13 protein-coding genes and 1 pseudogene are annotated in these 14,141 nt (G+C 61.0%); 2 read left to right on the top strand and 12 right to left on the bottom strand.

Annotated features, from left to right (window positions below; all coding sequences use genetic code 11):
- The first annotated feature begins 4 nt into the window (after positions 1-4).
- A complete protein-coding gene (locus tag ACVWVY_RS24015) occupies positions 5-373 on the top strand; it encodes a nuclear transport factor 2 family protein (protein WP_456628695.1) in 369 nt (122 codons plus the stop codon).
- Positions 374-379: 6 nt separating this feature from the next.
- Here the strand turns inward: ACVWVY_RS24015 and ACVWVY_RS24010 are convergent, their stop codons facing one another.
- The 12 genes and pseudogenes from ACVWVY_RS24010 to ACVWVY_RS23955 all read right to left on the bottom strand — a co-directional run bounded on the left by ACVWVY_RS24010 (position 380) and on the right by ACVWVY_RS23955 (position 13,177).
- Positions 380-1,303 carry a DMT family transporter gene (locus tag ACVWVY_RS24010; protein WP_456628694.1) on the bottom strand — a complete coding sequence of 308 codons (924 nt, stop codon included), beginning with the start codon at positions 1,301-1,303 and terminating at the stop codon, positions 380-382.
- Between the two features lie 128 nt (positions 1,304-1,431).
- On the bottom strand, positions 1,432-2,232 hold the full coding sequence (locus tag ACVWVY_RS24005) for an NUDIX hydrolase (RefSeq protein WP_456628693.1): 801 nt from the start codon (positions 2,230-2,232) through the stop codon (positions 1,432-1,434).
- Positions 2,233-2,355: 123 nt separating this feature from the next.
- Positions 2,356-3,313: pseudogene (locus tag ACVWVY_RS24000) on the bottom strand (dihydrodipicolinate synthase family protein).
- A gap of 58 nt (positions 3,314-3,371) precedes the next feature.
- Positions 3,372-4,253, bottom strand: a complete 882-nt coding sequence (locus ACVWVY_RS23995) for an SDR family oxidoreductase (RefSeq protein ID WP_456628692.1) — start codon at positions 4,251-4,253, stop codon at positions 3,372-3,374.
- A 92-nt stretch (positions 4,254-4,345) separates the two neighbouring features.
- Positions 4,346-5,206: a MaoC/PaaZ C-terminal domain-containing protein gene (locus ACVWVY_RS23990; RefSeq protein ID WP_456628691.1), complete on the bottom strand. Its 861-nt coding sequence runs from the start codon at positions 5,204-5,206 to the stop codon at positions 4,346-4,348.
- A gap of 136 nt (positions 5,207-5,342) precedes the next feature.
- Positions 5,343-5,732 carry a Zn-ribbon domain-containing OB-fold protein gene (locus tag ACVWVY_RS23985; RefSeq protein ID WP_456628690.1) on the bottom strand — a complete coding sequence of 130 codons (390 nt, stop codon included), beginning with the start codon at positions 5,730-5,732 and terminating at the stop codon, positions 5,343-5,345.
- Positions 5,732-6,880 carry a thiolase domain-containing protein gene (locus ACVWVY_RS23980; protein WP_456628689.1) on the bottom strand — a complete coding sequence of 383 codons (1,149 nt, stop codon included), beginning with the start codon at positions 6,878-6,880 and terminating at the stop codon, positions 5,732-5,734. The genes ACVWVY_RS23985 and ACVWVY_RS23980 overlap by 1 nt, the downstream gene beginning before the upstream one ends.
- Before the next feature lie 1,771 nt (positions 6,881-8,651).
- A complete protein-coding gene (locus ACVWVY_RS23975; RefSeq protein ID WP_456628688.1) occupies positions 8,652-9,830 on the bottom strand; it encodes a trypsin-like serine peptidase in 1,179 nt (392 codons plus the stop codon).
- Between the two features lie 399 nt (positions 9,831-10,229).
- A complete protein-coding gene (locus tag ACVWVY_RS23970) occupies positions 10,230-10,805 on the bottom strand; it encodes a hypothetical protein (protein ID WP_456628687.1) in 576 nt (191 codons plus the stop codon).
- Positions 10,806-10,858: 53 nt separating this feature from the next.
- The gene (locus ACVWVY_RS23965; RefSeq protein WP_456628686.1) at positions 10,859-11,731 is read right to left on the bottom strand and encodes a tetratricopeptide repeat protein; all 873 of its coding nucleotides are present in this window, start codon (positions 11,729-11,731) and stop codon (positions 10,859-10,861) included.
- Positions 11,661-12,446, bottom strand: coding sequence for a hypothetical protein (locus ACVWVY_RS23960; RefSeq protein WP_456628685.1), 786 nt, complete (start codon positions 12,444-12,446; stop codon positions 11,661-11,663). The genes ACVWVY_RS23965 and ACVWVY_RS23960 overlap by 71 nt, the downstream gene beginning before the upstream one ends.
- Before the next feature lie 455 nt (positions 12,447-12,901).
- A complete protein-coding gene (locus ACVWVY_RS23955) occupies positions 12,902-13,177 on the bottom strand; it encodes a hypothetical protein (RefSeq protein WP_456628684.1) in 276 nt (91 codons plus the stop codon).
- Between the two features lie 247 nt (positions 13,178-13,424).
- Here ACVWVY_RS23955 and ACVWVY_RS23950 point away from each other — a divergent pair, with 247 nt between their 5' ends.
- Positions 13,425-14,045 carry a hypothetical protein gene (locus ACVWVY_RS23950; protein ID WP_456628683.1) on the top strand — a complete coding sequence of 207 codons (621 nt, stop codon included), beginning with the start codon at positions 13,425-13,427 and terminating at the stop codon, positions 14,043-14,045.
- Positions 14,046-14,141 lie beyond the last annotated feature (96 nt).

Genomic DNA, 14,141 nt, shown 5'->3' with positions numbered 1-14,141 from the left:
ACGAGTGGCCGTCAGCCGTTACGCGAGCGCCTGGCTGGCCGGCGACCGTGCAGCGCTAGCCGCCTGTTATCATGACGACTTCACGCTGCACTATTTCGGCCGCCACCCGCTGGCCGGCGACCACAGGGGCAAGGCCGCCGCGCTTGGCATCCTGGCCGAGGTCACAAAGCGCACCAATCGCCGGCTACTCGCCATCGTCGACGTCATGGCCGGCCCTGAACGCGGCGCTCTGCTGGTCCGCGAGCGTTTCGAGCGTGACGGCAGGACGGCCGAAGTCGAGCGCTTGCTGGTGTACGCCGTGCGCGACGGCCTGCTTTCCGAATGCTGGGTCTACGACCAGGATCAGGCGCTGGTCGATACCTTCCTGACATGAAGCCGTTCAGACAGCCTCCCCGATCGACCTCGCCTTCCGTGCTGGGATTGTCATCGCGGCGACACCGACGACGACACAGGCGAGACCGATCCAGGCGGTCGAACTCAACTGCTCGCCGAGGAAAACCACGCTCGCTGCGACGCCGATCGGCACACGCAAATAGGCCTGCGCGGTGGCGCCAATCGATCCCAGCGTCTGGATCAGGCGGAAATAGATCACGAAGGCGAACGCCGTGGAAAACACCGCGAGCCCGAGCAGCGCCAGCAACGAATTCATCGACGGCGCCAGCGTCCACGGCCGATCCACCACCAGGCTCAGCGGGATCAGGATCGCGGCGCCGCAGAGCAGCGATCCGGCCGCCGGCGCCATTGGATCGAGATCCTTGAAGGCGCGGCCGAAAATCGCCGCACCCGCGTAGCAGATGGCGGCAAGCAATAGGACGATCTGCGCCGCCAATTGCTCGCCCAGTCCCGCCAGCGCCTGCATGCCGACGATCAGGCAGATGCCAGCCATCCCCGCGACGACACCGACCAGCTTTCGGGACGTCACCGCCTCGTGGCGGGTGATCGCGAAGGTCAGGAAAAACGTGAATATCGGCGCTGTCGAATTGAGGATGGTTGCGACACCAGCATCCAGCGCCCGCGTGCCCCAGGCCACCATCGTCCACGGAATAACGCTGTTCAGGCAGGCCTGGAACAGGAAGCGCCGCCAGTTCGCGGCATCCGCCGGCAATGCGATGCCGCGCCAGCGCATGATCGCGACCAGCAGCAGGCCGGCGATCAGCGTGCGGCCCGCAATCAGCGTAACCGGCGGGATCGTCGCCACCGCGACCTTCAGGAAGGTGTAGGACGCACCCCAGAGCGTCGCGAGCACCAGCAGCAGCGCCAGTTCGGTCGCCATGCCAGCAGGCTGAGGATGGCTTTCGTCCATGTCCGAATTTCCCGGTCCCGATGAATTCCGGGACGGACATTACAGCCCGACGCCCCCTGATACTTCGTTGTACACCGAAGTGTGGATGCAGCTTTGGCCTCGGCCGGGCTTCAGGCGCGACGGGCGCGTCAACCGACCGAGCCGACCTCGAACACCTCGCCGTCATAGCCGGCTTCGAGGGGAATCCGGAGCTGGCGGCCGCCATTGTTTTTGGTCATCACCGGCGTCACCGTGACGACGGTTTTGCCTCTGGAGTCGTCGAGTGCCGCCTTCACGCTTTGCTGCTTGCCGAGCTTGATCAGGTTGCGCGTGGTGGGGAACGGCAGCTTGAAGCGCCCGCTCTCGCCGCCTTCGAGCGCCTCGCGCGGCGACACCCAGATCGAATCGGTGGATTCCTTGCCGTCGTGGGCGCCGACCTGTTCCGGCGGCGCCGCGGCGAGGAAGAACCAGGTGTCGAACCGTTTTGGCATGCCCTCGGGCGTGATCCAGTGCGCATAGGGCACGAGCGCGTCGAGCGCCAGCACCATGCCGTTGTCGGCCAGTACCTTGAGAAAGCTGATCTTGCTGTCGCAGAGGTCGGCGCGATGCGCCGCCTCGATCTCGCCGGCGCGCTTGGCATCGACCAGCGCCTTCGAGCCCTTCGGTCGCGCCAAAAGGATGCCGCTCTCTTCAAAGGTTTCGCGGATCGCAGCAATGCGGAAGCTCAGCGTGGCCTCGTCGAGCCCCTCGCCGCCCGAATACAGTTCCGGCGTCGCGATGATCTCCTTGTCGCCCTTGTCGACACTGCCGCCGGGGAACACCAGCGCGCCGGAATTGAAGTCGATCTCATAATGGCGAACCATCATGAAGACCTCGATTTCCTTCGCATCCGGGCTGTTGCGGAGCAGCAAGATGGTGGATGCGGGACGCGGGGCGACGGTTTCGGCCATGACACGTAACTCCTCGAGACCTCATCCTCAGGACCGGCCCTTGGGCCGCGTCTCGAAGGATGATCACGATCGGGGCCTCATGGTTCGAGACGGCGCTTCACGCCTCCTCACCATGAGGGACTTCTAGCCTGCCGCGCTGGATTGCGGTTGCAGATTGGCGCGGCGATCGACGCGCGCCACCCGCGACAGCAGATAGTCGACTTCGGCCTTTGCGGTCGCCGTAATCGTAGCACCCGGCTTGCGCTGCGCGCTGGACGAGATGATGCCGCGCTTCTGCAGCACGTATTTGCGCACCGAAAGCCCCGCGCCGGGCTGCTGCTCGTAACGGATCAGCGGCAGATGCGCGTCGAACAGATCGTGCGCGGCATCGCGTTTGCCGGCCTTTTGCAGCTTCACGACATCGATCAGCAATTCCCGGGAAGGCGTAGCCGGTCATGGCGCCGTCGGCGCCGCGCTCCATCTCGAAATCGAGGAACAAGCCGCCGTTGCCAACGAGAATCGACATCGGCTTTAGCGAGCCGTCTTTCTGATAGCCGCGCAGCGTGGTGATCTTCTCCAGGCCCGGCCAGTCCTCGTGCTTGAGCATCACGCAGGACGGCGAGTCCATCACGATCTTGCGGATCACAGCGGGCGTGAAGATGACGTTGAGCGTCAGCGGATAGTCCTGCAGCACCCAAGGAATCTCGTCTCCAACAGCTTCCTGCGCCTGCTTGAAATAGCCCGTGATCTGGTCGTCGGTGCGCAGATGCGGCGGCGGCGCGATCATCACGCCGGCCGCGCCGGCATCCATCGAAGCCTTTGCCAGCGAGCGCATGCTGGCAAATCCCGGCGCCGAGACGCCAACGATGATCTGCATGTTCTTGGCCCGCTTGACGAAGCGAACCGCCACCTGCTCGGCCTCAGCCGCATCTAGCTTCGGCGCCTCACCCAGAATGCCGAGCACGGTGACGCCGTCGCAGCCGACTTCGGCGTAGAAGTCGGTCAGCCGGTCGATCGATTTCTCGTCGATCCGGCCGTCGTCGTGGAACGGCGTCGGCGCGATCGCGAAAGTACCGGCGGCCTGGGCAGTGAGCTTGGTCATGTGTGCCTCTGATCTCCCGTCATTCCGGCCTCGCGACGTCGCGCCCCGGAATGAAATTTTACTTGAATCGCCGCGCCGACTTCTTGATATCCTCCTCGGAGAAGAAGATTTCATCGGCGTGGGTCACGATATCCTCAGCCTTCCACCCCGTAAACGGCGGCGTCCAGCCTTCCATTTCCATCATCCGCATCTCCCGCACGCCGCGCGGGCCGGAGACGCCGAGCACCTTGCCGGTCTGGTCGCCCGACAAGTCGCTGACCATGTATAGCACGGCCGGCGCGATGCCGTCCGGGCCCAGCGCCGCGCCGGGGTTCTCCTTATAGCGCGGCAGGTCGGCGGTCATGCGGGTCAGCGCGCCCGGGGCCAAAGTCCAGATCCGGATGTTGTATTTGCGGCCTTCAATGGCCAGCACGTTCGACAGTCCCCAGATACCGCCCTTGGCGGCGCCGTAATTGGTCTGGCCGAAATTGCCGATCAGGCCCGAGGTCGAGGACGTGTTGACGATGACGCCGCCGCCGTTCTCGCGCATCCATTTGAACACCGGCTGGGTGCAGCAGAAGGTGCCTTTGAGGTGCACCTTGATCACCCTGTCCCAGTTGGCTTCCTTGGCTTTTGCAAAGGTCTCGTCGAGCAGGATGCCGGCATTGTTCACCAAAATATCGGCGCGGCCGAAATTCTTGATGGCGTCGTCAAACACCGCCTGCCCGCCTGCGATGGTCGAGATGTCGGAACCGTTGGCGACGGCGCGACCGCCCTCTTCCTTGATCGCATTGACGACCTTCTGCGCCATCGATACGTCGGCGCCGGAACCGTCGCGGGGACCGCCAAGGTCGTTGACCACGACCGCCGCGCCCTCGCGCGCGAACAGCTTTGCGTAGGCCTCACCGAGCCCGCCGCCCGCACCGGTGATGATCGCGACCTTGCCGTCGAGTAATCCCATGGTTTCGCTCCCGTCGTCGTTTGTTATTCGTCGTCATGGCCGGCCTGGTCCCGGCCATGACGATAAAACTCAAAGCACGTTCTGTCGCAGCGTCAACCCAGCACCGTCTTGCCGCTCTTGATCACGGTGACGCCACGCGACTTCACCTTGGCTTCGAACGAGACGACGTTGCCGTCCTTCCACAATTCCATCGTCACAGTCTCGCCGGGGAAGACCGGCGACGAAAAGCGCGCGACGTGCTGTTTGAAGGCGGATGAATCGTAATCGGCGTAGGTTTGCAGCACGCCGCGGCAGGTGATGCCGTAGGTGCACATGCCGTGCAGGATCGGCTTCGGGAAACCGGCCTTCTTTGCAAACTCGGGATCTGAGTGCAGCGGGTTGCGGTCACCGCAGAGGCGATAGACCAGCGCCTGGTCCGGCCGCGTGGTGATGTCCACGATCTTGTCCGGAGCCCTGCTCGGCACCTTGTGCGGTTCGGGCTGCCCCTCCGAAGGTCCGCCAAACCCGCCATCGCCACGGGCGAAACGTGAAGCTACCAGCGTGGCGAGTTTCTCGCCGTTCTCGTCCTTCAGCACGGTCTGGTGGCGGATGACGGCGCCCTTGTCCTTGCCCTTGTCGAAGACGTCGAGCACGGTCGAGTCGGCCGTGATCTTGGCCGCACTCGGCAGCGGCTTGTGGAAGGTGATGTCGCGCTCGCCGTCGACCACCATCACGCGGTTGAGATTCATCTCGCCAGGACCTGCGCCCCATGCCGCCACCGAGGCGAAGGTCGGCACGACCTTGAGGGGACGCGGCGTGAATGTGCCTTCGTTGACATAGGCGAGTTCGTTCTCGTCCATGGGGTCGGCGCCCATGCCGATACCGTAGGCGTAGAGCATCACCTCGCGGTCGGTATAGGCGTATTTCTGGCCGAGGTTTTTCAGGGCCATGAGCTGTTCGTAATTGATCGGCATCGCGGTCGTCTCCCGAACTTTCTTGTCCTCTGTCATGCCCGCGCAGGCGGGCATCCAGTAATCGCCGGCGTTTACTGGATCCCCGCCTTCGCGGGGATGACGACTTGTTGCTTGGCGCGCAGCGTGGGCAATTCCATCAGGCCGCCGTGAAGAACGGCAGTGGGGCGCCATCGGTTGGCTTGAACACCACCTTCACCTTCTGGCCGATCTTCAGGCTCGTCAGATCGCAATCGACGATATTGGTCTGCAGCGATGGGCCTTCCTTCAGCGTCACGTAGGCAATCGCATACGGACCGGTCGGCGATTTGCGCATCAGGCTGTAGGTGTAGATCGTGGCCTCGCCGGAAGCTTCCTCCCACTCCGTCTTGTCCGAGAAGCAGAACGGGCAGATCGAGCGCGGGAAATAATGCGGCTCACCGCAGGCGGTGCAGCGCTTGATCATGAACTTGCCGGCCTTGGCCGCTTCCCAGAACTGCGCGGTCTCGGGATTGGTCACCGGCGTCGGATATTTTTTCGCTTCAGCCATCACACGCGCTCCAGAATGCAGGTTGAGGCGGCGTGGCGCACGCCGAGAAGTCCGCCGGTGCCATGGGCGATTGCGAGGTCGCAATTCGGCACCTGCACCTTCGGATGGGCTTCGCCGCGCAATTGGCGCACCGCTTCGATGATTTTCGTCATGCCACCGCGGTTGACCGGGTGGTTGCTGCAGAGGCCGCCGCCATCGGTGTTGAACGGCAGCTTGCCGACGCCCGAGATAAGGTTGCCATCGGAGACGAACTTGCCGCCCTCGCCCTTCTTGCAGAAGCCGAGGTCCTCGAGCTGCATCAGCACCGTGATGGTGAAGCTGTCATAGATCGAGGCGTATTTGATGTCGTTTGGCGCGATGCCCGCCTCTTCGAAGGCACGCGGGCCCGACCACACGCCGGCAGAATAAGTGAGATCGAGATCCTTGCCGCCGCGCGGGCCCTTCATCGCCTCGCCATGGCCGATCAGCCGCACCAGCGGCTTCTTCAGGCTTTTCGCGATTTCCGGCGTGGTCACGATCAGCGCGCCGCCGCCGTCGGTGACGACACAGCAATCCATCCGGTGCAGCGGGTCCGAGATCATCGGCGAGTTCAGCACGTCCTCGACCGTGACGACATCCTTCAGCATCGCGTGCGGGTTGTACTGGGCGTGATGCGAAGCCGCGACCTTGATCCAGGCGAGCTGTTCGCTTGTGGTGCCGTAGTCGTGCATATGGCGCATGGCACACATGCCGTAGGCGTTGTGGGTGGTGGCGCCATAGGCCGCCTCGAAATCGGCTTCCGCGCCGGCGGCGCGCGGGGGCATCGGGCCGGTGCGTGGCTTGCCCGCCAGGGTGATCAGCGCGATCGAGCACTTGCCGGCCGCGATCGCTTCGGCGGCGTGACCGACATGGATCAAATAGGAACAGCCGCCGGTATCGGTGGAATCCATATGGCGAACCTTGAGGCCGAGGTAATCGACCATCGGCCAAAGGCCGCCGGGGGCGTCGCCGGCGCAGAAATACCCGTCAATGTCGGCTTTGGTGAGCCCGGCATCCTCGATCGCACCCTTGGCGACCTCGGCGTGCAACTGCGCGGTTGATTTGTCGGGTGCGTGCCGGGTCGGATGCTCGTAGATCCCGGCAATGTAGGCTTTGCCCTTGATGGTCAAATCGTTCTCCGTTGGCGTTTCTTCTTCCAGGTTTTTTCTGACCTGTCAGGGCTGCCTTGGCAAGCGCCGAGATATTCCGCAGGGCGAGACAGGTAGCGACCAGACTCAAGTCGGGATGATTATCGTCGGAAATCGTATCGGATCGGAGATGCGGATGTGCCAGCGCGTTCTCGCGGCGCGAGGCTTTCGAGTTGTGCATGGTCACTTGCCCCCTCAGGAATCAGAGGGCGCAGGGAAGACCGGGTGCGCGCTGCACCCGCGGTCTCGTGTGCAATGTGCACCAAGAAATGCGCACACGAGCATACAGGTCCAGCGGAGAGCATCCGGCCTTCCCTGCGCAATGGTATGACGGCTCTCCCCGGAGACGAATTCCTTTTGCCTCCGTCGCTGCCGGATTGACGGCCAAACGAACCCGGTTGGATTCGATCAGCCTCCGCCAGCTTGACACCAGCCACGGGTGCCGGAACCACACGCTTTTGCCGTACGCGAACTGCGCCGCTCGTCCTGCGCGGATCGCTCGCTCACAAGCCCGAAGGGCCGCCCTGCAATGACTCACACGCGCGAGCGCCTTCGCACCGCACTCCTCCTAACGAGCGAACGCGCAAGCGTTGCCCACCTTTCAAAGAACTAAAAACACATTAATCACGGGTGATCTTGCCGTCTTCGACGACGTACTTATGCCTGGATCTTTTTTGTCGGCAGCATCAACGCCGCCGAAGGTACGAATAGTACCCGTCGCATCTTGCCAGCCCAGCGCGGACTCTGGGCAGAGCGGAGCGTGCTTGACACTTGACGCTACGGCCCTACGAGGACACGTACATCCAACGGCGTCTCTGTAACTCAAGTTGGCGCTAGTTCCGATTGGTCCGTTATCTAAGCCAATAGGAATCCCATACTTGAGAGCAGCCTTGGGTGATCGCTCTCCGGAGATGACCGGTAATATTGAGATCGTTCTGGACAAGTACTATGTTCGGTATTGAACTGCTTGTGCGATCGGTTGTTCCCTGTCGGTTGAATCGAGGACGAAGCGATGAAGAATTTGACTTCGGAGGAGCTGGAGCGTATCCGCGACCCCATGAAGCGTGGTTGAAGGCTTTGCCTGGCGTGGTTGGTACTGGGATCGGCATGGACCGTGGCGGCCGAACCAGTCTGAAGGTCTTCAGCAATCGCATGTCTGCAGACAATCTCGGAGCGCCTGGGCGCAATTCCGGTGGCGATCGAAGAACGGGCGAGATTCGCAAGCAGGCTGCGCAGAAAGCTTAAGAGCGAGCGGCCGGTCATCGGCGCAGGCCACTCACCAGGCGGACGGCGGAATCGGAGGATGCGACATCCGCTATATACTCCGGCGGGCCGACAAACATTGGAGTGGTAGCTATGCCGAAGACACACGTACAGGCAATACTAATGCTGCTCATTAGCATCTCTGCTATGGTTTCTCCTTTTGCACGTGCGCAAACAGGCTCCTCGTCATCGTCTTCGTTATCACCTCCAGGCGTTGATACTACTCCACGTGACACGCAAAATTATTGGACTGAGGAAAGACTCAGGAACGCCAAGCCCTTGGAACTTCATCCGGCAGCACGACCCGAAGCTTCGCCTGAAACGATTCCGCGCAGCACCGCGCCATCAAAGCGTGGCGAGGGTAGTCCGCCTCAAGGGAGATGAAGACGAGAACGAGCGCCGCGGCAGAACCACGCGCCAGGGGTGCACCGATTGCACCCCTGGCAAATACTGCCACCAGATATTTTACTCTTTGGATATATACCGGCTTTCAGCAGTTCCCGGGATTCGAACCGCACGCGTGGTTGAGAACGTCAAGGAAACGTGCGTCAAGATTCGAAGCTCCCAGATACTTCGGTTCGGTAGCCACGGGACCGTATGACGTGACGGCTACGAGATAGTTTGTTCCGAGCCCGGTTATGGGCGGGTTGCTAGTGGAAGCCACACCGAAATCCTGAATCCAGCCTCCGCCGCTGGCACCTCCCCGCATCGCCGAACCATAGATGTAAGTATTTGATCCACCCGATACGAAGGTTTGCGCGTTGGTGTATTGCTCTCTGAGGCAAGCGTCGAGATTGCAGGGATAGCCAAACATCGTCACGTTATTGTTAGCCAACTGATTGGTGAAGTAACCAACCCATCCTGTCAGAGTTCCCAACTTGGTAACTCTTCCATTGATCACCTGGTCGTTGGCTATCAACATGGCGACATCCTGCTCGTTGGGTACCGAACCATTGGAAAAATACCAAGCGTTCGAAACCCACTGCTGGCTGCTGGTCCAAGTTTTCAATGGCGCAGCCCCGCTGTTGAAAGCCGGAACGAAAAGAAAGTTCGTGTAGAAATATCTTTCCGCGGCGTTCGTGCTCGGGTGGGTCACGCAATGCCCTGCCGTTGCGATAATTCTCGGTCGCAACACAGTCGCGGAGCATTGGAAATTTTGGCCCGTTTTAGGATCCGTGAAGAAAAGTTTCCCAAAGGTACTAAACGGGTAAACCGTTAGTACGGCATCGGGAAATACACGAGAGGTCGTAAAGTGGGCGCCGAAACTGCTTGTCATTTCGGGCACGATAATTGTCTCTTCCGACAATGTGCCGTCCTGTCGAGGAAACAGCTGCTTTTCAACGCCGGCTTCAAGCTGAACGGAAGGTGCAGCGCCTTCGCCCTTCTCGCCCTTACTCGCTCCACTTGGCATCCTCAATTGAGGCGCCACCACCTGAACTCCTTCGGGGAGCCCCTCTGGTCCCACCTTGTTGGGCGTTGGCAAGATCGGTTTCGCGTTTTTGAGGCGCTCTGCGTTCCAATACGCCGGAACGTCTTGGGGCGCAGCGAGCGCGGTATTGGGGGACGATGACGATGAAGAATCGCTTTGAGCTTGAGCCGACGTAGCGGCAAAGATCGCTGCTCCAGCCGGCAAAATAAATGCAGCTATTACCAACGCCAATCTACACATGGTCAACTCCTCTCATTGAAAGGCGACTACTCCTTCTGACTCTAGATTGGACACAACCGAGGCAAGAACAACATGCCCGCAGTCATCAAAGGTTTTGTAACACGTAGAGATTGGGTAATCAACTTTAACGAGCATCGCCGCCCGCGCGCGTTCTTCCAGAAGATGGTCACAAGTTGCTTAGCTGAATGTCAGCGACGCTGACGGTTTCTCTAATCGCGGCGGGACCGGAAATGCGTGCCGACGTCCCTCAATGCGAACGCGCAATCTGAGCCCACCTTTGACACCACAAATGTTGATGCTTGGTGGGCACGGCGCGTTACGCCTTTGCCCACACTATCAGGGACACGGAGAGATCCTAAGTCCCCGCGATCTGGCGTGGCACGGGCGGATGAATCAATCTCAATTTCCAACCAACGTATTGTACGCGGCAATGGCGCGCTTGAGGTCGTGGTATTCCTCGCAGGGAAGCAGGCAGAGATTTTCCAGCGCGGTCAGCAGTTGCTGTGCCTTGGCCGGCTCGCCCAGCACCAGATAAGCCTCACCGAGATGCTCATGCGCGCTGCGGTGACGGGAATTCAGCATCAGCGCCTTCTGATAATAGCCAATCGCCGGCCCCATCTGCCGCAGCCGCCGATAGGCATAGCCGATGTAGTTCTGGATATCGGCATTGGTCGGGTCGCGCAGTGCCGCGAGTTCGAACGCCGCGATTGCGCCATTCCAGTTCTCTGCGCGCAGTGCCTTCTTGCCGGCCTTGAAATCAGGATCGAGTTGCACCCAGTCGGCCTCCTCTGCAACAGAGGCCATGGTGGTGCAGATCGGCCAGGCTTCGGCCGTGGCGGTCAGCTCAGCCGGCGATACGGCCGCGCCGAATAGCGGCGCAGTCGTGGTCCGCCAGCCCGGCAGGCTGATGAGATAGGCGGAGACGCCGCTCACCAGCACGCCAAGCATTATAGCCAATGCGACTGCGCGGATCATCGCTGCCTTCTCGACCTGATGGCTGCCGGGCGCTGGGCTAGGCAGCCAAGGGACTATTTTCGTGCGGCACCTATTGTGTCGTCCTGACGCGCATACGCCCGGGCCACAAGGATTTCCTGCCGCTCCGTATCGGCGTTGCTGGCCAGACTCACCAGCTTGTCAAAGTAATCGGAGGCCTTCTGGCGGTCACCTGCACTGTCGGCCGCGCGGGCGGCTCCCCAGAACGCGCGGAAGCGATTGGGCGTCTGCTTGATTGCGGTCTCGAACTCGTTCAGGGCAGCAGCGGGCTGCCCTGTCTCCAGAAGCATTTCGGCCAGCAATTCGCGGAACGGATAGAGCCTGTTCTCCATCGCCACATGCTTGACGCTGCCGTCTTCGCCATCGGCCGCTGCTCGCATGAATTTCAGCGCCTGATCGGGCGCGCCTTCCTTCAGTGCGATCCAGGCCGAAACAGCAAGCATCTGCTCCTCGGTCCGGTCCGCCCAGTAGGATTGGTCGGCGCGCTGCAGTGTCGTTTGCAACGCCTTCATTTCTTCGATTTCTTTCTTGGCGCCTGCAAGATCACCCGCACGGGCCATGCCCAGGCCACGCGTGAAGCGGATCAACGAATCCGCCATGGGATATTGGCTTGTTGTCATCGGCAGATCGGCCGCGCCGGCCCAATCCGCCCGTTCCAGGACGTACCGCGCCGGCATCGCGGCCTTGGCGGTGAAATTGGCGAAGTTGATCGGTCGATCGCCGCGGTCGGCGGTGGCGAGCGACTTCTTGATCATCGCATCGGCTTTGGCATCCTGCGCGAGCTGCAGGTGTGCGTAGACTGTAAAATCCGCCGCATGATAATAGTCCGGCTGGATCTCAAGCGCCGACGCGTTCGAGGCGATGGATTCCTCCCAAAGCCCTACCATCGAGTAGATGTGCGACGGCATGTGCCGCGCGTGCGGCACGGCCGGCGCAATGCCGGCATAGCGTCGCGCCGACGCTATTCCTTTCTCGGCAAGCGGCGTGGATGAGGTAGTGCGTCACGCCCGGATGCTGCGGGTTCTGCTCGAAGAGTTTCTCCAACAGCGCCGCGGACTTGATCTGATTGGCGTAGGTGAGATCGCTCTTCGGTGCCGACGCTTGAAGCGTCAGCGCGTAGTAGGCCTGCGCCTCGTAGTCATCAGGATAGGTTTGCGCCACCCTCTCCATCGCGGCACTATAGGCTGCCATTCGGGCATCCACGGCGATCTTGTCATGGTCGCGGAAATAGACGGCAAGGGCATCGATCCAATCGCGCTCGCGCTGCGTCTTGGGCCCGGCAGCCTGCGCTTTTTCGATTGCTTCCCAGCCCGCCTGCGCCTCGGCTCGCGTCGGTGTAATTGCAAGGGTGTTACCGAGGCGATCCATCGCCACGCCCCAATACGCCATGGCGCAAGTGGGATCTTGCTTCAGGATCTCTTCGAATTTTCGGCGGGCAATCAAGAACCAGTACGAATGCAGCATGGCGACGCCGCGGTCGAACTCGACCTGCACAGCGGGGTCGCAGGAGGTTGCGAAGGTTACCTTGCCGAGCTTGTCGTCCTGCTGGCCGATTGCGCCGCTGATGAGCGCCGCACTGATCAGGCCGGCGGCAAATAAGGTTCGTCCCGATTTCGCGTTCATCGTGAGTCTCCTTTACGCCTTTCGAGTGATCGTCCGTAAGCTTGAGTGGTCAGATACCTCTCCGTCTCTCCTCATTCTCCAGTTCGATTTGTTGCTCTGTGCCCGCGCGTCAACGCGCGGCCACTGCGCAACAATTGCGCATGCAACCAGTCTTGAATGAATGTGCAATGCTTGTTGTTAAAGGCACCGACGTCACCCTCAATCACTGGATTTCGGTACGTCTATCTGGTGCTGATCGACTGAAGTCTAACTCTCTTTCCACGCCCCCGAAAGGGCGGAGAGTTGAGTCCCGGAATGTGCACAAAGGCGGGCATTCGAACCGCCCCGGATTTATGGTTCCGCTCCTGCAGCCGAATGCGCGGACCAGGATCAGGGGCAGCCAACGCAAAAATTGTCTCCGGTCAAGAGATGGTGGGCACGACGCCTTGCGCCTTGGCCTACACTACGCAGCTAGATCAGTGATGCTTTTCCAGAACAATGACCGGTGCGGCGGATGCGCACTTCCACATTGCCGCGACGTAGCAGTAGCTGCCCGGAAAATCGTCTAGGCAGAAGCCATCGGTGCCCGGAGCAACTAGCCGGCAGCTCACTTCGGTCTTCCAGAAGACAAAGCGATCGTCCTCGGATATCCACCGCAAGGGCAGCCCTGTTTCGGCAACCACGAAACTCGAACCATCCCGCAGAAATCGCTTGATATCTGTCCTCTCCCAGACTCTCAGCGCGACGTGCATCCAACGGGCCGTCGGCGTTCCAGAGCTCTGTGAGTGGCGTCTGTGTGACGATCTTCTGGGCCGTATCCATGCTTTTCTTACTCTGTGCACTATCGATCGCGCAGGCCACACCAACTGGCGCAACTACTATGTCACGATTCATGAGAAAATGGTGGGTTACCCTTCGCTAACCCACCCCACGCTGGTCTTTGTGCTGGAAGACGTGCTACCCAGCTTCGCTATCTTTGGTTGAGCGGAGAGTCGCGGCATGACGCGAGTACGGACGATGTTCACCATGGCGACGGCGATCGCGATTATGGGGATTGTAGCGACCACCGACGCGCTTGCGCAGCAGGCGCGACCGGACCTCGTCGATCCCGTCCATCGCGGCTATTACAAACGTTCGGGACCCGGTTTTGGCTGCGTGATCGGACCGTCGGAAAAACTGTCTCCCGAGCAGATCAAGGCGCTGTCGGAGCATGCCTGCATGCGCATCGGCCCGCTGGTCGTCGGCATGGAAGCGGCGGCGCTCACGGCATTGTTGGGACAACCCGCTCGCCAGATCCAGGGACCGAAGGACACGATGGTGTGGGCCTATTTCTTCGGCAAGACAAATGACGATCCCTATCTGCTCGCTTCGATCTGGAAGGACAGGCTGGTAGCCATCCAGGTGACGGGCCGCCTGCCGGCCGACAAATATGTCTTCAACGGCATCACGCTCGGAGCGACGGCCGAGGGCGTGACCAAGCAACTCGGCACACCGATGCACGTCGGGCCCAGCTCTTTGCCGAACACCGATGTGTGGTCGTATCAGCCCTGGACTTTTTCACTCGAATTGAGCGGCGGACGCGTGACGTCGATGCGGGTTGCGGACCCACAATTCAATTGATGTACGACGTGATTGCGATCTCGCTTTGTAGATAGGCAAAGCGAAGCGTGCCCATCGTTAACACCACGAACGCTGATGGAATGGTGGGCACGGCGC

This window comes from Bradyrhizobium sp. URHC0002 (assembly GCF_054059515.1).
This window is presented reverse-complemented; position numbering and strand designations above follow the sequence as displayed.